Source organism: Jiella sp. M17.18 (genome assembly GCF_041027365.1).
Classification (GTDB): domain Bacteria; phylum Pseudomonadota; class Alphaproteobacteria; order Rhizobiales; family Rhizobiaceae; genus VKMB-3413.
In genome coordinates this window covers 594,056-611,708 of sequence record NZ_JBFTEH010000002.1, presented here as the reverse complement: position 1 = coordinate 611,708, position 17,653 = coordinate 594,056, and the positions used below count along the sequence as shown (strand labels likewise).

At 68.5% G+C, this 17,653-nt stretch carries 18 protein-coding genes; 7 read left to right on the top strand and 11 right to left on the bottom strand.

What is annotated here, in order from left to right; genetic code table 11:
* Nucleotides 1-52 precede the first annotated feature (52 nt).
* A complete protein-coding gene (locus tag AB5S17_RS06310; protein WP_369237281.1) occupies nucleotides 53-1,366 on the bottom strand; it encodes an ABC transporter substrate-binding protein in 1,314 nt (437 codons plus the stop codon).
* 422 nt (nucleotides 1,367-1,788) lie between these two features.
* Here AB5S17_RS06310 and AB5S17_RS06305 point away from each other — a divergent pair, with 422 nt between their 5' ends.
* A complete protein-coding gene (locus AB5S17_RS06305) occupies nucleotides 1,789-1,935 on the top strand; it encodes a hypothetical protein (protein WP_369237279.1) in 147 nt (48 codons plus the stop codon).
* Between the two features lie 40 nt (nucleotides 1,936-1,975).
* On the opposite strand, the gene AB5S17_RS06300 is transcribed toward AB5S17_RS06305, so the two are convergent.
* Nucleotides 1,976-2,716 (bottom strand): sulfite exporter TauE/SafE family protein, encoded by a 741-nt coding sequence (locus AB5S17_RS06300; protein ID WP_369237277.1) that lies wholly within the window; start codon nucleotides 2,714-2,716, stop codon nucleotides 1,976-1,978.
* A 258-nt stretch (nucleotides 2,717-2,974) separates the two neighbouring features.
* Between AB5S17_RS06300 and AB5S17_RS06295 the strand changes: the two genes are divergently transcribed.
* The 4 genes from AB5S17_RS06295 (at nucleotide 2,975) to AB5S17_RS06280 (ending at nucleotide 5,868) form a co-directional block, all read left to right on the top strand.
* A complete protein-coding gene (locus AB5S17_RS06295) occupies nucleotides 2,975-3,493 on the top strand; it encodes a metallophosphoesterase family protein (RefSeq protein ID WP_369237275.1) in 519 nt (172 codons plus the stop codon).
* A gap of 104 nt (nucleotides 3,494-3,597) precedes the next feature.
* Nucleotides 3,598-4,605, top strand: a complete 1,008-nt coding sequence (locus AB5S17_RS06290) for an asparaginase (RefSeq protein WP_369237273.1) — start codon at nucleotides 3,598-3,600, stop codon at nucleotides 4,603-4,605.
* A gap of 136 nt (nucleotides 4,606-4,741) precedes the next feature.
* Entirely contained in the window at nucleotides 4,742-5,323 is a 582-nt protein-coding gene (locus AB5S17_RS06285; RefSeq protein WP_369237271.1) for a YqaA family protein, read from the top strand.
* Between the two features lie 11 nt (nucleotides 5,324-5,334).
* Complete coding sequence (locus AB5S17_RS06280) at nucleotides 5,335-5,868, top strand: disulfide bond formation protein B (protein WP_369237269.1); 534 nt, start codon at nucleotides 5,335-5,337, stop codon at nucleotides 5,866-5,868.
* A 30-nt stretch (nucleotides 5,869-5,898) separates the two neighbouring features.
* Here AB5S17_RS06280 and AB5S17_RS06275 read toward each other — a convergent pair whose 3' ends face one another.
* The 9 genes from AB5S17_RS06275 to rsmI form a co-directional block, all read right to left on the bottom strand.
* Entirely contained in the window at nucleotides 5,899-7,128 is a 1,230-nt protein-coding gene (locus AB5S17_RS06275; protein ID WP_369237267.1) for a DUF3095 domain-containing protein, read from the bottom strand.
* 283 nt (nucleotides 7,129-7,411) lie between these two features.
* Nucleotides 7,412-7,972, bottom strand: a complete 561-nt coding sequence (locus AB5S17_RS06270) for an HNH endonuclease (RefSeq protein ID WP_369237265.1) — start codon at nucleotides 7,970-7,972, stop codon at nucleotides 7,412-7,414.
* Nucleotides 7,973-8,064: 92 nt separating this feature from the next.
* On the bottom strand, nucleotides 8,065-8,796 hold the full coding sequence (locus tag AB5S17_RS06265) for a DNA-3-methyladenine glycosylase (RefSeq protein ID WP_369237263.1): 732 nt from the start codon (nucleotides 8,794-8,796) through the stop codon (nucleotides 8,065-8,067).
* A gap of 65 nt (nucleotides 8,797-8,861) precedes the next feature.
* Nucleotides 8,862-9,257 (bottom strand): cupin domain-containing protein, encoded by a 396-nt coding sequence (locus AB5S17_RS06260; protein WP_369237261.1) that lies wholly within the window; start codon nucleotides 9,255-9,257, stop codon nucleotides 8,862-8,864.
* Nucleotides 9,258-9,402: 145 nt separating this feature from the next.
* Nucleotides 9,403-10,023 (bottom strand): 2,3-bisphosphoglycerate-dependent phosphoglycerate mutase, encoded by a 621-nt coding sequence (locus AB5S17_RS06255; RefSeq protein WP_369237259.1) that lies wholly within the window; start codon nucleotides 10,021-10,023, stop codon nucleotides 9,403-9,405.
* A gap of 63 nt (nucleotides 10,024-10,086) precedes the next feature.
* A complete protein-coding gene (gene dapB / locus AB5S17_RS06250) occupies nucleotides 10,087-10,893 on the bottom strand; it encodes a 4-hydroxy-tetrahydrodipicolinate reductase (RefSeq protein ID WP_369237257.1) in 807 nt (268 codons plus the stop codon).
* Between the two features lie 40 nt (nucleotides 10,894-10,933).
* Entirely contained in the window at nucleotides 10,934-12,697 is a 1,764-nt protein-coding gene (locus tag AB5S17_RS06245; RefSeq protein ID WP_369237413.1) for an ABC transporter ATP-binding protein, read from the bottom strand.
* A gap of 224 nt (nucleotides 12,698-12,921) precedes the next feature.
* Nucleotides 12,922-13,305 carry a YraN family protein gene (locus tag AB5S17_RS06240; protein WP_369237255.1) on the bottom strand — a complete coding sequence of 128 codons (384 nt, stop codon included), beginning with the start codon at nucleotides 13,303-13,305 and terminating at the stop codon, nucleotides 12,922-12,924.
* Nucleotides 13,302-14,249 carry a 16S rRNA (cytidine(1402)-2'-O)-methyltransferase gene (gene rsmI, locus AB5S17_RS06235; RefSeq protein WP_369237253.1) on the bottom strand — a complete coding sequence of 316 codons (948 nt, stop codon included), beginning with the start codon at nucleotides 14,247-14,249 and terminating at the stop codon, nucleotides 13,302-13,304. The genes AB5S17_RS06240 and rsmI overlap by 4 nt, the downstream gene beginning before the upstream one ends.
* Before the next feature lie 290 nt (nucleotides 14,250-14,539).
* Here rsmI and AB5S17_RS06230 point away from each other — a divergent pair, with 290 nt between their 5' ends.
* Together AB5S17_RS06230 and kaiC are read left to right on the top strand one after the other, a co-directional pair.
* Nucleotides 14,540-15,778: an NAD(P)/FAD-dependent oxidoreductase gene (locus AB5S17_RS06230; RefSeq protein WP_369237251.1), complete on the top strand. Its 1,239-nt coding sequence runs from the start codon at nucleotides 14,540-14,542 to the stop codon at nucleotides 15,776-15,778.
* Between the two features lie 180 nt (nucleotides 15,779-15,958).
* On the top strand, nucleotides 15,959-17,629 hold the full coding sequence (gene kaiC, locus AB5S17_RS06225; RefSeq protein ID WP_369237249.1) for a circadian clock protein KaiC: 1,671 nt from the start codon (nucleotides 15,959-15,961) through the stop codon (nucleotides 17,627-17,629).
* The last annotated feature ends 24 nt before the right edge of the window (nucleotides 17,630-17,653 follow it).

The following is a 17,653-nucleotide window of genomic DNA, read 5'->3' as shown; positions in this document are numbered from 1 at the left end:
GCGAAGGGGCCTTGGCCCTTCGCTTCTGTCACGGCGTCTTGGACGCGTTCGCTTACTTCTTGGCGTCGCCGGCCGCCTTGACGGCCTCCTTGACGTCGGAATCGATCCGCTTCAGCGCCTCGTCGAGCGTGGATTCGCCCACGATCGCCTGGGTGAGCCGCGTCACCGTCGCGTTCATGATGACGCGGTTGTTCTTGTAGCCCTGGAACTCGAAGGCGAGCGGGGTCAGGTTCTTGGCGGCCTTGGTGAAGGCGGCGAGGGCCTTCTTCACGTTCTCGGTCGCCCCGGGATAGTCGACGCCCTTCTCCTGCAGGGTCTTGTTGGCGGGAATCGCCTTCGTCTTGCCGATGAAGTCGGCATAGACGTCTTCCTGCGCCATGAAGTCGAGGAGCTTGGCGACCTCCTTCGGGTGCTTGGTGTGCTTGAAGCCGACGATCGAGGCGCCGCCGGGAATGCCGGTGCAGGCAGCGGGGCCGCAGGGCGGCTGGACCACCTCCCAGTCGAAGGCGTCGCCGATCTCCTTGCCGAAGCGCGCGACCTGCCAGGAGCCGGACATGTAGAAGACGAGGCTGGCGTTGACGAACTGCTGCGAGGCGTCCTGATAGGTCGCGCCGCCGGAGCCGGCCCAGACGTCCTTGTCCATCGTGCCGTTCTTGTTCCACTCGACGAACTGCTTGGCGAAGTTCGTGAAGCTCTCATCGACGGTGATCGGGTTGCCGTCCTTGTCGAAATACTTCGCGCCGTAGGAAATCGCCGGGCCGGCGAAGCGATGGCCGGAGCGGTCGATGGCCATCGGGTAGGGCGTCTGGGTCTTCTTGGCCACCTCGACCGAGGCCTTCGCCCAGTCGTCCCAGGTCGCCTTGCCCTCCGGCATTTTGACGCCCGCCTGGTCGAACAGCGTCTTGTTGACGAAGGGGCCGGTGATCGTCAGCTGGTCCGGCAGGTTGTAGATGCCGTTGTCGCCCTTGCCGTTGACCTGGGTCCACTTCAGCTCCGCGCCGTAGTTCTTCTCCCAGTAGTCGGCGTCCGGGATCAGCGGTCGGATGTCCAGCATGTATTTGGCGAGGCCGCCGAGGTCCGACACGCGGGCGAGATCCGGTCCGTCGCCGCCGGCGAGCTGCACGGGCAGGGACTCTAGGATCGCCTTGTAGGGCACCTCGTCGACGGTGACCTTGATGTCCGGGTTCTGCTTCTCGAACTTCTGGATTTCCTCGCGCCAGGTCTGGCACTCCGTGCCGTCCTGATAGCACTGGAACCGGAGTTCGACGGCGCTCGCGAGCGAGGTGGACAGCGCCAGGGCGCCGAGGGCGGTGCAGCCGGCAAGAAGCGTTTTGGTGACCATGTAATCCTCCCAGATGGTCGTCACGACAGTCTTCGTAGACGCCCGCTAAGCGGGCTGCAATTGGCGGAGGGGGCGCATTGGCGCGAAGCACCGCGGCTTGCGGCGGGGGCGAAAACCCCGTCCGGTTTCAGGGACCGTCATTGGCCGGCTGCCTCCACAACCTCCCGTCGCAACGATGAAGTTGCGCTAACGAATGCAAAGGACGCTACAGCGAAACCGATTCGAAGGTCAAACGAAAACGCTCTCTCCTCCGTGACGACCGCGCCTCGCGGGGACGGCCCGCGACACGGCGGGGCGGCGGCGCGCCGACCACGGTGTGCGCCAGCTGCATTGATCCGCCGGAAGGTGCTTCGCCCTTGCATGGCTGCCCTGCGCCCGGTCGCCTGCCTGAGCCGCGCGTTCCAACCCAGATAGGAGGGGCATACGAGCCCAATGGAGACGTCGCCATGACCACCGTCGACCGCACCCCCGCCCGCGATCTGAAGGGACTGCGCCGGATCGCCGCCTATGTCCGTCAGACCGCCGAGGTCTTTTCGGAGGCGAGGCAGATGCGCGACGAGATCCGGCGCCGCTATCCGCATATGGTGGACTAGGGTCCGTCGGCGCGGGCGGCGCCCGAGGCGGCCGGCCTCCTCAGAGGAGGGCGTCGGCGAGGAGCTTTGCCGCAAGCCCGGCGAGCAGGACCAGGATCACCCGGTCGAACACCTTGGGCGACAGGCGCTCGGCGATCTTCGAGCCGATCGGCATGAAGGCGAGGACCGGGACCAGCGCTGCCAGGCTGAGCAGAAGGCTGTGGCCGGTCACGATGCCGAGCGACGAGAGCGCCGGGATCTGGCCGGCCGACATGACAGTGAAGAAGATCGAGATCGTCGCGATGAACGTCCTGCGCTCGAGCCCCAGCGCGTTGAGGTAGGAGATCGAGATCGGCGCCGAGATGCCGGAGGCGCCTTGCAGCATGCCGGCCGCGATGCCGGCGGGGACGCCGAGCTTCTTGCCGAGCCCGAGCGGGATGCGCCAGTCCGGCCGCGCCAGGCGGAAGCCGACATAGCCGAGCACCGATACGGCGACGATCAGCGACAGGGTCTCCGGGTCGAGGACGGCGAGGATCCAGGTGCCGAGTGCCGCGCCGATCGCACCGGCGACCGCGAAGAGCCAGACGAAGGCGCCGGGCGGGCGCTCCCGCCGAAACCGCCAGGCCTGGAAGAGGTTGGTCAGAAGGTTCGGCACCACCATCACCACCACGGCGAACTTCACGTCGAAGATTGCAGCCATTGCGGGAATCGCGAGAACCGGCGCGCCGGCGCCGGTCGCGCCCTTCAGGATGCCGCCGGCGGCGAGGCAGGCCGCGACCAGGATGAGTTCGGCTGGGGTCAAGTCGGCAGGTCCATTCCGAGAGGCGTCGGGCGGGCGCAGCACGCTGGTGCCGGGCGCTGCACGGGAGATCAGAACACCGGAGGGCTGATAGCCTGTCCGCACCCTCCCGCAAACCCGGGAATTCGGCGGCCGTCTGGCTTCACACGCTCTGCGCCTGCCGGGCCGGACGTCGGTTGAACCCGGTGCGGGCCGGCCGTGTTAGGGGCCGGAGACCGGTCGCTTCATGCCGGTCGCGCAGCCCTCCTCAGCGGAAGCTCCATGTTCTTCACCTCGGACACGCATTTCAACGATCCGCGCATCCTCAGGATCGACAAGCGGCCCTTCGCGAATCTCTTAGAGCACGACGAGGCGCTGATCGCGCGCTGGAACGAGACCGTCGGCCCCCGGGACGAGGTCTTCCACCTCGGCGATTTCGCCCGCGGCGATGCCGAGACGAAGGCCGCGCTGCTGGCGCGTCTCAACGGCCGGAAGCATCTCGTCACCGGCAACAACGACGACGCCGCGACGATCGAACTGCCGGGCTGGGAGAGCGTCGGCGCCTACCGCGAGATGACCGTCGACGGCCGCCATCTCATCCTGTGCCACTACGCCTTCCGCACCTGGAACCAGATGGGCAAGGGATCGATCGACCTGCACGGCCACTCCCACGCCAAGCTGAAGCCGATGACGCGGCAGTTCGACGTCGGTGTCGACGCCTTCCCCTACCGGCCGGTCACGCTCGAGGAGATCCTGGCTTCGCGGCAGAGGCGGGCCAAGCCGCGGCCGACCGAGGCGTGAGGTTCGGGCTGGCCGTTGACGCGCCCCCTTCGTCCGAAGCTGGCAAGCGGCGGGCGCGCCTGCTAGACCGGCCCGACGAAGGCCAAGACGGAAGATCAGGATCGATGATGGAAAACCCGGTTCTCGTGGACGTGACCAGAGGCGAGCGCGTCGAGAGCTTCCACCGCGGAGCCTTCGCGATCGTCGACGGCGACGGCCGCCTGGTCGCGAGCGCCGGCGATGTCGAGCAGCCGGTCTTCCCGCGCTCTGCCGTCAAGGTGTTCCAGGGCATCCCGCTGGTCGAGACCGGGGCAGCGGCGGCCTTCGCCTTCGAGCCCGCCGATCTCTCGCTCGCCTGCGCCTCGCATTCCGGCGAGCCCGGTCATGTCGAGCGGGCCGCCGCGATTCTCGATCGCGCCGGCCTCGATCGTCATGCCCTGGAATGCGGCTGCCATTGGCCCTCGCGACAGGAAGTCGCCTTTGACATGGTGCGCCGCGGCGAAGAGCCGAACCCGCTGCACAACAACTGCTCGGGCAAGCATTCCGGCTTCCTGTGCACCGCCGTGCATCTCGGCGAGGAGACGCGCGGCTATGTCGGCGCCGACCATCCGGTGCAGCGCCGGGCGAAGGCGGTGATCGAGGACCTGACCGGCGCGGCGCTGGGCCCCGACGTCTGCGGCACCGACGGCTGCTCGATCCCCACCTACGCTGCGCCGCTGAAGGGCTTCGCCCACGGCTTCGCCAAGCTCGTCTCGATGAAGAACGTCTCCGCCGACCGCGCCAAGGCCGGCCGTGCGCTGATCGAGGCCTGCATGGCGCATCCCTGGGAGATGTCCGGCACCGGACGCGCCTGCCAGGCGATCATGGACCTCGGCGGTCGCAAGGTGTTCGCCAAGACCGGCGCCGAGGGCGTCTTCTGCGGCGCGCTGCCCGATCTCGGCCTCGGCTTCGCGCTGAAGATCGACGACGGCGCGGGGCGTGCCAGCGACGCGCTCGCCGCCGCGGTGATCGCGAGAGCGCTGCGCGACGCCGAGCCCGATCTCGCCGCAGCCTTCGACGGCCTTGCCCGCAAGACGCTCAGCAACTGGAACAAGATCGAGACGGGGGAAATCCGGGCGAAGCGTCTGGACTGATGGGCCCGGCGCGGCGGCGCGATCAAAGACGGTGCGTCGTCCCCCGTCGTGCCGGTTAGACAGCCAAAGATGATTGCGCCAGCCGCCGCTTCGCCGTAAGCGCTGGCGCGACGATCAACACCGCCGCCGAGAGCCGATGCTGCGCCGCCTCTACGACTGGGTCATGTCGCTCGCCGCGACCCGCCATGCCGAGCGTGCACTCGCCGCCGTCGCCTTCGTCGAGAGCTCGGTCTTCCCGATCCCGCCGGACGTGCTGCTGATCCCAATGGTCATCGCCGAGCGGCGCAAGTGGATCCGCGTCGCGCTGATCGCGACGCTCGGCTCGGTCTTCGGCGCCTTCCTCGGCTATGCGATCGGGGCGGTGTTCTTCGACATCGTCGGCCGGCCAGTCCTCGCCTTCTATGGCGCGGAAGAGAAGTTCGCCGAACTCGGCGCCCGCTACAACGACTGGGGGGGCTGGGCGGTGCTGATCGCGGCGCTGACGCCGTTTCCCTACAAGGTGATCACCATCTTCTCCGGCGCGACCGGGCTCAATCTCGCCGTCTTCACGCTCGTCTCGATCGTCGGCCGCGGTGCGCGCTTCGCGGTGATCGCCTGGCTGCTCAGTCTCTTCGGCGCGCCGGTGCGGCGCTTCATCGAGCGCTGGCTCGGCCTCCTCTTCACCCTATTCCTGGTGCTTCTGGTCGGCGGTTTCGTCGCGCTGCGCTATCTGTTCTGAGGGTCCAAAGCATGGCAGTCACCGACCGTTTCGCCCGGCCGACGGGCACCCGCCAGACGATGACCGCGAGCTTCCTGCTCGCCGGCATGATCGTGACCGTCGGTGGCGCACTGCTCTTCCAGTATGTCGGCGGCTACATCCCCTGCGCGCTCTGCCTGAAGGAGCGCATTCCCTACTATGTCGGCATTCCGATCGCGCTGATCGCCGCCGTCACCGCCGCCGGCCGCGCGCCGGCGCTGCTGACGCGCGGGCTGATCCTGCTGATCGGCCTGATCATGCTCTACTCGCTGTATCTCGGCGTGTACCACGCGGGCGTGGAATGGCATTTCTGGGCCGGCCCGACGGACTGCGCCTCGGTCGGGGGGGCCAACCTCGCCACCGGCGACCTCCTCGGCGATCTCGACCGCATCCATCCGCCGTCCTGCGACGCGGCGGCGGGCCGCTTCCTCGGCATCTCCTTTGCCGGCTGGAACGCGGTCGCCTCGGCGATCCTCGCCGCCGTGGCGCTACGCGGGGCCTTCGCCAAGGGCAGTCGGCTCGGCTGACGCCGGCGCGGCGAACGGGATCTCGCCCGATCAGGCGGCCTTTGCGGCAGGGCGGGCTCTTCGGAACGCCATCGCCGCCGCCGCGGCATAGCCGCCCATGGCGCCATCGACGAAATGGACGTGGTCGCTCGACGTCGGCGACGGCGTGAAGCAGGTCAGCATCGCCTCGTCCTGGCGGTGCAGTCCGGCGACCGCGATGCCCTCCGCTTCCGCGGCGCTCAGCCGAGCCGCGATCGCGTCGGCGACGACCGGGGTGCAGTCGAGCGTCATGCGCAGCCCGTCGTCGAACTTGCGGAAATCCGAGTTGCGCACGAGTTCGTCGATGTAGCGGGCCGGATCGAAGCCGCCGACCTTTCGCCGGCTCTTGAAGACGAAGAAGGCGAGAAGCGTGCGCAGCCCGACCGACAGGCGCGCGCGCCAGAGCGGGGTGCGCCTCGCCGCCGCCGCCGCCCGCGCTTCGATGCCGAGCCCCGCCGACGGCCAGCGAAGCGGCGGTCCGCCTGCCGGCACCGGGCTGCCGGACGAGGCGGAATCGGCGGCGAGGCGCAGGAGGTCGCGCACCAGCGCGGCGAAGGCCTCGCCTGGCTCTCCATCCGGAACGACGATCAGCGACAGGATCAGGCCGCGCTGCGCGGCGACCGGGGAGAACCGGCAGGAGAGCCCGGTCAGGTCGGGACGCGCGGCATCCCCTGACGCCGGGTCGAGCCGGAATTCGCCGTCCTTCATCCGGGCCTCGGCCCAGGCGAGGCCGCCGCCGTGGAACATCGCATAGGAGACGTCGGGCGAGGGGCAGAAGCGCGCGACGCGGACGTCCCTGCCGGCAGTGCGGATCGTCTCCACCGACACGATTGCGATGCGCAGGTGCAGGCCGAAGGCGTCGCGAGCCCAGCCGGCGACGGCGGCCATGGCGCCGGCCGCAAGGTCGCTCTGCTCGGCCGGGAGGGCGAAGCCCGCGCCGTCCCCGCCGAAGACGAAGGGGAAGTCGCGGCCGGAAAGCACATTCGCGACGGCCGCGATGACCGCCGCGGCGACCGTGTTCACTTCCTTGTAGCGGCCGGCGGCGACCGCGTCGGTCGAGCGCTCGATGTCGGCGATGCCGACGATCCATCCCTCCGGCAGCGCACGATAGGCGCTCTCGTCGCCGACCCTGGTGAAGTCGGAGAGATGCGGCACGTCGTCATAGAAGGCAAGACCTGACGCCTTTGTCTGCGGCGCCGGCTGCGGACCGATTTCCGGCCGATCCAAGTGGATCGTATCCATGCCCGTCTTCCTCCGTAGCCCGTCTTATCGAGGGCCGCATGATCGGACAGCTGCCACACCCGAGGCGCGGTCGGCGTCGCGGAGCTTGCCGGTGCGACCATGCACCTCGGCTGAAGGTTCGAACAGACGGATGGGTAAGTTGCGGCCAGCGCCCTCACATCCCATCAACTCGCGTCGAAAAGACGTGAACGCTGCGCGTCGGACGGTTTGGCAAGCCAGGCCTCGATGCCGGACGGTTCAGGCTGCGGCGGATCTGCCGCGGCGCGACGTAAGGGCTCTCGGCCTATTCCGGATCGAGCTCGGAATCCCAGTAGAGATAGTCGAGCCAGCTTTCGTGCAGGAAGTTCGGCGGGAACAGGCGACCGTTGTTGTGCAGGTCGTGGACGGTGGGCTGGAACGGCGTCTGGCGGGGGATCATGCCCGCCGCCTTCGGCATCAGCCCGCCCTTCTTCAGATTGCAGGGCGAGCAGGCGGCGACGACGTTCTCCCAGGTCGTCAGACCGCCCTTCGAACGTGGAATGACGTGGTCGAAGGTGAGTTCATGCGGCGAGCCGCAGTACTGGCACTGGAATCTGTCGCGGAGGAAGACGTTGAAGCGGGTGAAGGCGGGGTGGCGGGCCGGCTTGACGTAGGTCTTGAGGCAGACGACCGAGGGAAGGCGCATCGAGAAGTTCGGACTTCGCACCGCCCGGTCGTATTCCGCAAGGATCGTCACCCGGTCGAGGAAGACCGCCTTGATCGCGTCCTGCCAGGACCACAGGGACAGGGGATAGTAGCTGAGCGGCCGATAGTCGGCGTTCAAGACCAGTGCTGGGGATAACTCCTGGGTTACCGCTATCGTCACCGAAGTCTCCTTGACTTCCAAACTGCCGGAGCATGTTGGCGCGGACTATCGTGCTCTATCGTGTCGCCTTTGTGAAGCCTTCGGCATAACCATCACAGGGACTTGGCAAGACGGCGCTTCGGCCCCGGCCGCAAGGGCGGTGAAGAAGCTGTGGATAAATCGGATGCGTCGGCAGCGATCGGCCTCGTCACCGGCGCGGCGTCGCGGCGGGTGACGGCGGCATAGTAGGCCCAGAACAGCCGCGCCGCGACGGAGCGATGCGGCGCCCAGGCTTCCGCAAGGTCGGCAAGACGCTTCGGGGCAGGGCGCGCCTCGAAGCCGAGGGTATGGGCGACCGCCACCTGCAGAGCGAGGTCGCCGGCGGGAAAGACGTCAGGATGGCCGGCACAGAAGAGCAGGTAGCACTCGGCCGTCCACAGGCCGATGCCGTGCACCGCGACGAGTTCGGCGATGGCGTCATCGGCCGGTGCAGCCTCAATCCGCGAAAAGTCCAGGCGCCCGTCCCGCACGGCCTCGGCGAGGGCGTGGATCGTGCGTTGCTTCGGACGCGACAGCCCGACGGCGCGATAGAGGGCGTCGTCGGCGGCGAGGATCGCATCGGCGTCCGCAAGATCGAGCGCGGCGGAAAAGCGGGCGAAGATCGCCGCGGCACTGGCCCTGGAGACCTGCTGTGCCGTGACGATGCCGAGGAGGCCAGGCAGGCCGCCGGCACTCCGGCGCAGCGGAACAGAACCGGCCGCTTCGATGACCGGGTGCAGTCTCGGATCGATGTCGCGGAGCGCCGCGAGCGCCGCGGCGACGTCGGCTTCCGACCGGATCGTCACGGCCGCGCTCCGGTCATGTAGACCGCCGGACGGAAGGCCGCCGGCAGTCCGCCGACCCCGGAGCCTCAGCCGAGATAATCGCCATCCTCGACCTTCTCCAGCCAGTTCACCGACGTGCCGTCCTCAGCTTCCGAGATGGCGATATGCGTCATCGCCGTCTGATCCGTCGCGCCGTGCCAGTGCTTCTCGCCGGGCTCGAACCAGACGATGTCGCCCGGCCGGATCTCTTCCCGCGGGCCGCCCTCGCGCTGCGCCCAGCCGAGACCGGCGGTGACGATCAGCGTCTGGCCGAGCGGATGGGTATGCCAGGCGGTGCGGGCGCCGGGCTCGAAGGTCACGATGACCGCGCCGACGCGAGCTGGGGCGGGGCGCGAGAACCGCATGTCCATGCGGACCGAGCCGGTGAAATGCTCCTCCGGTCCCTTGGCCGAGGGAATCGAGGCGTTGCGCTGGATCTGCATCAGGAGCTCCCGGGAGATTGATCTCCCGGGCGAAACTGGAGCGGCGGCGGCCGACGGCGACGGGGTCGCTCGAACTTCACCTCCTGCGCGGCCGGCCGCGGGGTCGCCGCCGACCCGCGCATCGACGCGGCGGAGAGCCGTAATGTCAGGCGTCGAGGACCGTCTTCTTCGCGATGGTCGAGTCGTTGTTCAGCTCGTAGACGATCGGCAGGCCCGTCGCGATCTCGTGACCGACGATCTCCTCCCCGGAGAGCCCTTCCAGCGCCATCACCAGGGCGCGCAGCGAGTTGCCGTGCGCGGCGACGAGGACCGTGCCGCCGGCGAGCACCTTCGGCTGGAGGTCGTGGATGTAATAGGGCCAGACCCGCGCGCCGGTGTCCTTCAGGCTCTCGCCGCCCGGAGGCGGCGTGTCGTAGGAGCGCCGCCAGATGTGGACCTGCTCCTCGCCCCATTTCGCCCGCGCATCGTCCTTGTTGAGGCCGGAGAGATCGCCGTAGTCGCGCTCGTTCAGCGCCGCGTTCCGGATCGTCCCGAGGCCCTCCTGGCCGAGTTCCTCCAGCATCAGGGTCAGCGTGCGCTGGGCGCGCGACAGGGCGCTGGTGAAGGCGATGTCGGGCGTCAGACCCGCCGCCTTGATCCGGCGGCCGGCGGTGCGGGCTTCCTCGACACCCTTGTCCGTCAGGTCCGGGTCCTTCCAGCCGGTGAAGAGGTTCTTCAGGTTCCACTCGCTCTGGCCGTGCCGGACGAGAATCAGGGTGCGGGACATGGGAGGCTGCCTTCTAGCTGCGGACGAAAGAGAGGTTCGGCGAGGTCTATACCGGCGAAGGGCTCAGCCGGACAGGCCGAGAACGTCGCGCATGGAATAGAGGCCGGGCGGCCGGCCCTTGGCCCAGAGGGCGGCGGTCACGGCGCCGCGCGCGAAGATCGCCCGGTCGGTGGCCCGGTGGGTCAGTTCGATGCGCTCGCCCTCGCCGGCGAGGATCACGGTGTGCTCGCCGACCACCGACCCGCCGCGAAGGGTGGCAAAGCCGATCGACCCTTCCGGCCGCGCCCCGATATGGCCGTCGCGGGAACGCACGCTGCTCTCGCTGAGGTCGATGCCGCGGCCCTTGGCGGCGGCTTCGCCGAGGAGAAGCGCGGTGCCGGACGGCGCGTCGACCTTGTGCCGGTGATGCATCTCCAGAACCTCGAGATCGAAGGCGTCCGGGCCGAGCGCCCGCGCCGCCTGCTCGACGAGGCCCGCGAGAAGGTTCACGCCGAGGCTCATATTGCCGGACTTCACGATGACGGCGCGCCGGGCGGCCTCGGCGATCGTCGCCTCGTCCTGCGCGGAGAAGCCGGTCGTTCCGATCACATGCGCGATTCCGCGCTCGGCGGCGCGCGCGGCGAAGGCGGTCGAGACCGCGGGAGCGGTGAAGTCGATGATACCGTCGGCCCCGGCCAGGGCCTCGTCCGCATCGGCGGTGACGGGGACGCCGATCTCGCCGAGGCCGGCGAGAAGCCCTGCGTCCTGGCCGAGGGCAGGGGATCCATCCCGCTCCAGGGCCCCGGACAGCGTCGCTCCGTCCCTCTCACAGATCACCTTGACCAGCGTCCGGCCCATGCGGCCGGCCGCGCCCAGAACGAGGAGCTTCATCGCACCCAAACCTGTCCCTCCAGTCTTCCCTGCCGCATCGTCAGCCTCGCACGCTCTCCGCGATCGCGGCGGCGGTCGGCCGGCGCTTCTCGGTGGTCTGCAGCCCGTAGAAGCGGGCATAGAGCCCGTCGCGCCGCTCGACCAGTTCCTGATGCGTGCCCCGCTCCACGATCTCACCGCCGTCGACGACGAGGATCTGGTCGGCGCCGGTGATGGTCGAGAGCCGGTGCGCGACGACGAGTACGGTGCGGTTCTTCATCGCCGCGTCGAGCGCGGCCTGAACCAGCGTTTCCGAGCGCGTGTCGAGAGCCGAGGTCGCCTCGTCGAGGAGCAGGATCGGGGCGTTGCGCACCAGGGCGCGGGCGATCGACAGGCGCTGGCGCTGGCCGCCCGAGAGCGTCATGCCGTTTTCGCCGACGGGCGTGTCGTAGCCCCTGGGCGCGGCGATGATGAACTCTTCCGCTTGCGCCTGGCGCGCCGCCTCTTCGATCTCGGCATCGGTCGCGTCCGGCCGGCCGAGCCGGATGTTGTCCCGGATCGTGCCCTCGAAGACGTAGGGCGTCTGCGGAACGAAGGCGATTTGCGAGCGCAGCGAACGCTTGGTGACCTGGCGGATGTCCTGCCCGTCGACGAGGATGCGCCCGCCTTCGACGTCGTAGAAGCGTTGCAGCAGCGAGATGACCGTCGACTTGCCGCCTCCCGAAGCGCCGATCAGCGCCGTCGTCTTGCCGGCCGGCGCCACGAAGCTCATCTGGTTCAGCACCGGCTCGCCCTCGTAGTAGGAGAAGTCGACCTTGTCGAAGACGATCTCGCCCTTCTCGATCGCCAGAGCCTTGGCGTCCGCGGGATCGGCTTGGCGTGGCTTCAGGTCGAGGATCTCGTAGATCATCGAGGCGTTGACCAAGGCCCGCTCCAGCTGGATCTGCAGCCGGGCGAGGCGCCGGGCCGGATCGTAGGCGAGGAGCAGCGCGGTGATGAAGGCGAACATCGAGCCGGGCGAGTAGCCGTAGACGATGGCGCGATAGCCGGAGTAGGCGATCACGCCGGCGATCGCGAGGCCCGCGATCATCTCGGTCACCGGCGTCGAACGTTCGGTGATCACGGCTATTCGGTTGGAGTACTCCTCCGCCGCATCGATCAGCTTCTCGATGCGCTCGCGCAACGGCGCTTCCATGGTGAAGGCCTTCACCACCGTGATGCCCTGCGCCGTCTCCTGCATTGACGCCAGCACCCGCGCGTTGATGTCGATCGACTTGCGTGTCGCCGCCCTGAGTTGCCGGGCGAGGGCGCCGATCATCAGCGCGATCGGTGGGCCGGCGAGGAGCGCGATCGCCGACAGGATCGGATCCTGCCAAATCATCACGCCGACCAGGAAGACCAGACTCAGCGCGTCGCGGGCGATCGAAGTGATCGTCAGGTTCAGCGTGTCGCGAATGCCGGAGACGTTTTGATTGATGCGCGCCGCGAGATGGGCCGAGCGGTTCTCCGCAAAAAAGTCGACCGAGAGTTCTGTAATGTGGGCGAACAGCCGCCGCTGATAGCGCGCGACGATGTTGTTGCCGATGCGCGAGAGAATGACGCCCTGGCCATAGGTCGCAAGGCCCCGCACGGCGAAGGAGAGGAACACGACGATCGGCAGCGAGACGATCGCGGTGCGGTTCTGCTGCACGAAGATCTTGTCGATCACATCGCGCATGATCCAGGCCATGAACGCCGTCGACGCAGCCACCAGGATCAGGCAGGCGATCGCGATCGCATACTGCCGGACGAAGATCCGGCCGTTTTCGGCGATGATCCGCTTCATCAGCTTGACGATGATGCCGCGGCTCTCGGGCTGCTTGAGGGATATTTTCTTCGGGTTTTTCACGCCGTCGGCCGATGCCAATGTTCGCCTCGTCTGGTCATGGCGCGCAGCTATAGAGCGCGCGGCGCCTCATGCCTATCCGCGCAACGGAGAAACCGACAGATCGGCCCCAGATCGCAGCACGCCGACTGCGGCAAGAATGCCGCGACATCATGGCGAGGCCGTCAATGCCGACCTCGCCATGCGTCCGGCACATGTACCGGCCAGCGGCGCGGCAGCACCGCGACGAGGTCGAAGCGCAGCGACAGCTTCGCGTAGTCGGGCTGGCGCACCAGCCAATGGTCCGCCGCCGCCTCGATCCGCCGTTCCGCGAACGGGCCGACGGCGTCCATCGCGGCCAGCAGCGTCTTGCGCGCCTTTACCTCGACGATCGCGACGAGGTCGCCGCGCCGGGCGATGATGTCGATCTCGCCGCCGGGTGCGCGGTAGCGCCTGGCGAGGATCCGGTAGCCCTTGAGGCGCAGGGCCATCGCCGCCAGCCATTCGCCGCGATGGCCGCGCGCCTCGCTGCGCCGGCGCTTTTCATCGGACGCCGGCCGCGCCGTCACCGCCGATCCTTCAAGGCCAGTGCCCTCTGGTAGAGGTCGCGGCGGGGCAGTCCGGTAAGCCGTGCCGCCTCCTGCGCGGCCTTGGCCGGCTTCATTTCGCCAAGCAGACCGGCCAGGATAGCGTCCGCGTCCTGCGGGGCCGCAAGCGCCTCGGCTTCGGGAGGCCCGATGCAGACGACGATCTCGCCGCGCACGCTCTCCATGGCGGAAAACGTCGCCGCGAGGTCGAAGAGCGAGCCGCGGTAGACGGTCTCGTGCAGCTTGGTCAGTTCGCGGCAGACGGCCGCCGGGCGGGCGCCGAGCACCTTTGCCATCGCGGAAAGGCTCGCTGCGATGCGATGCGGCGCCTCGAACAGGACGAGCGTTCCCGGAATGCGCGCGATCTCCTCCAGCCGGGCTGCGCGCGCCTGTTCCTTCTGCGGCAGAAAGCCGGCGAAGAAGAAGGCGTCGGAGGGCAGGCCGGATGCGGTCAGCGCCGCGATCGCGGCCGAGGCGCCGGGGATCGGGATCACCTTGATGCCGCGCTCCAGCGCCTCGCGCACCAGCCGGTAGCCGGGATCCGAAACCAGCGGCGTTCCGGCGTCTGAGACTAGCGCCACCGACAGACCCGCTTCGAGATCGGCGAGGAGCTTCTCGCCCGCCTCCGCCGCGTTGTGTTCGTGATAGGCGCTCATTCGCCGCGCGATGGAAAAGCGGGAGAGGAGCTTGCCGGTGACGCGGGTGTCCTCGCAGGCGAGGCGGTCGGCGCCCGCGATCGTCTCCAGCGCCCGCAGGGTGATGTCGGAGAGGTTCCCGATCGGCGTCGCGACGAGGTAGAGGCCGGGCTCGGGGCGTGGCGCCGAGAATTCCCGGCCGCGCAACGTGAATCGCGCTGCGCCGGTGTCCGCCCTCGCTCCGTCGGCACCCGGTGCTTCGACGATGTCGGTATCGTGGCTGTTCTCCATGCGACTATCTATGGGCTGGCGGGCTGGTGTGTCGATGGCTGGGTGGCGCTCGCCTTGCTTGGCGTTGGAGCGGCAACCGACTACCATTTCGCCTCGTCGGCCCGGGGCGATTCTCGTCGAGGCCGACGCTTGCGGAGAGTTCGGCCCCCGAGGCGAGGAGCCAGGCGCCGGGGAGAAACCTTTCCGGCACGCGGGGAAGAGATTTTCAGGACGCGTATCATGACCTTGTTTAGCACCATGACCATCATGCGGCGCTTTGCAGCCCGCGGGCTGCCGGAGGGTCGTTCCTGATGGCGTCCGTCGTGATCGCCGGGGGCGGGCAGGCCGGCTTCCAGGTCGCCGCGTCGCTTCGCCAGGCCGGATTCGACGGCGCCGTCACCATCGTCTCGGAGGAGGCGCGGCTCGCGTATCAGCGCCCGCCGCTGTCGAAGACCTACATCAAGACGGACGCCGCTTTCGACAGCCTGCTGCTGCGGCCGGAAAGCTTCTACGAGAAGAACGAGATCCAGTTCCGCGGCGGCGAGCGCGTGACCGCGATCGACCGCGCTGCCGCGACTGTGACGCTCTCGACCGGCGAGGCGCTCGCTTACGATCACCTGGTGCTCGCGACCGGCGCCGCCAACCGCTCGCTGCCTGTTGCGGGCGCCGATCTTCCCGGCGTCTACCAGCTGCGCTCGGCCGAGGACGCCGAGGCGCTGCGTGCCGGCGTCCATGCGGCGAGCCGCATCGCCATCGTCGGCGGCGGCTTCATCGGACTGGAGGTCGCCGCGGCCGTGCGGACGCTCGGCAAGGACGTCGTGCTGGTCGAGGCGGCGGACCGGCTGATGGGCCGCGCCGTGTCGCGGCAGGTGTCGGCCTTCTTCCTCGACCGGCACCGCGAGATGGGCACCGACGTCCGCCTGTCGACGCCGCTGCAGGCCATCACCGGCACGAAAAGGGCCGGGGGCGTCACCGTCGCCGGGGGCGAGACGATCCCGGCCGACATCGTGCTGATCGCCGCCGGCGTGAAGCCGAACGATCAGCTTGCCCGCGCGGCGGGGCTGGCGACCGACAACGGCATTCTCGTCGACGGTTTCATGACGACCGCTGATCCGAAGATCTTCGCCATCGGCGACTGCGCCGCCTTCGACAGCCCCTTCGCCGACGCTCGGGTGCGGCTGGAATCGGTGCAGAACGCGGTCGACCAGGCGAAGCTCGTCGCCGCGCGGATCATGGGCACGGCGAGCGAGCCCTATCGCAGCGTTCCCTGGTTCTGGAGCGACCAGGGTCCCTTCAAGCTGCAGATCGTCGGGCTGACGGCCGGTGCCGATCATGTCGAGCTCGCCAAGCTCGGCGACGAGGGCAAGCTGATCGCCTACTGCTTCAAGGGCGACAGGCTGCTCGGGATCGAGACGGTGAACCGGCCGGGCGAGCACATGCTGGGCCGCAGGATCCTCGGACAGGACCTGAAGGTCGCGCGAGAGGACGTCGCGCATCATGCCTTCGACCTCAAGGCGCATGTCGCACGGCTCGCCGAGGCGGCGCAGTAGCCGCCGGAGCTTGATGGCCCGCGGCCGCGGTTCTGCCGGTCCGGACCGTGGCGCCGCAGGCGGACCGTGATCGCCCGCCCTCCGCCGATCGTTAACCCCCGCGCCAGCCCCGCGCGAGGGTCGTTTGCAAAGTGCGACGCTTTGTCTAAGAGGGACTTAGCGAGAGGCGGTGGACGAGGCATGGCGGACGGTATCAGCAAATCCCGGACCGGGATCGAGGGGTTCGACGAACTCACGCTCGGCGGGGTGCCCACCGGCCGTCCGACGCTCGTGTGCGGATCGGCCGGCTGCGGCAAGACGCTGTTCGGCTCGACCTTCCTCGTCAACGGCATCCGGCAGGAGGGCGAGCCCGGCATCTTCGTCAGCTTCGAGGAGAGGCCCTCCGACATCGCCGCCAACGTCGCCTCGCTCGGCTTTGCCGTCGACGACATGGTGGCGGACGGCAAGCTCCTGATCGAGCACATCGCCATCGATGCCTCCGAGGTCGCCGAGATCGGGGACTACGATCTCGAAGGCCTGTTCCTGCGGCTCGAACTGGCGATCGACGAGATCGGCGCGAAGCGCATCGTCCTCGATACGATCGAGAGCCTGTTCTCCGCCTTCTCCAATCCGGCCATCCTGCGCGCCGAGATCCGCCGGCTGTTCGACTGGCTGAAGGACAAGGGCCTGACCGCCGTCATCACCGGCGAGCGCGGCGACGGGACGCTGACGCGGCAGGGCCTCGAGGAATACGTCTCCGACTGCGTCATCCTGCTCGATCACCGGGTGCACAACCAGGTCTCGACCCGGCGCCTGCGCATCGTGAAGTATCGCGGCACGGCGCACGGCACCAACGAATATCCCTTCCTGATCGACGAGGACGGCTTCAGCGTGCTGCCGGTGAGCGCGCTCGGTCTCGATCACCGCGTCAGCCAGGAGCGGATCGCGAGCGGCGTCGCCGACCTCGACGGCATGCTCTCCGGCGGCGGCTTCTATCGCGGCTCCAGCATCCTTCTCAGCGGCGTTGCCGGTGCGGGCAAGAGTTCGCTCGCCGCCTGCTTCGCCGACGCCGCCTGCCAGGCCGGCGAGCGGGCGCTCTACCTCTCCTTCGAGGAGTCCGAGCAGCAGACGGTGCGCAACATGCGCTCGATCGGCATCGATCTGCAGCGCTGGGTCGATGCGGGCGCCCTGAAGCACATCGCGGCGCGTCCCACCTTCTACAGCCTGGAAATGCACCTGGCGGTGATGCTGCGTGAGGTGACGCGCTTTTCTCCGACCCTCGTCGTGCTCGATCCGATCTCGGCCTTCGTCGGCTCCGGGGACCCGATGGAGGTCCAGGCGATGCTCCTGCGCATCGTCGATTTCCTGAAGGCCAAGGGAATCACCGGCGTCTTCACCCATCTCGCGCACGTCTCCGACGCTCTGGAGACCGAGGCTGGCCTGTCCTCGCTGATGGACGCCTGGATCCTCTTGTTGAACCGCGAGACGAATGGCGAATTCAATCGCGAACTCTATCTCCTGAAGGCGCGGGGCATCTCGCATTCGAACCAGGTGCGCGAATTCGTCATGACCTCCGGGGGCATCCGGCTGATCGAGCCTTACATCGGCGACGGGGTCGCTCTGACCGGCGCGTCGCGACGTGCGCAGGAAGCCCGCAGCCGCCGCGAGGAGACCAGGCGGCGGCAGGAGGCCGAACAGCAGCGGGAGCTGAGCCGCCAGCGGCGTCGGCGCACCCTTGCCGAGATCGAGATGCTGCAGGCGGATCTCGCGGCCGAAGAGGCCGAGATTGCGCGTCTGTCACAGGAAGAGAGCGACTATCGGCGCCAGGCCGTGGACGATGCCGCGGCGATGGCGCGGGCACGCCGGCTTTGAGCGCCGATTTCGCGAACGGGAGTA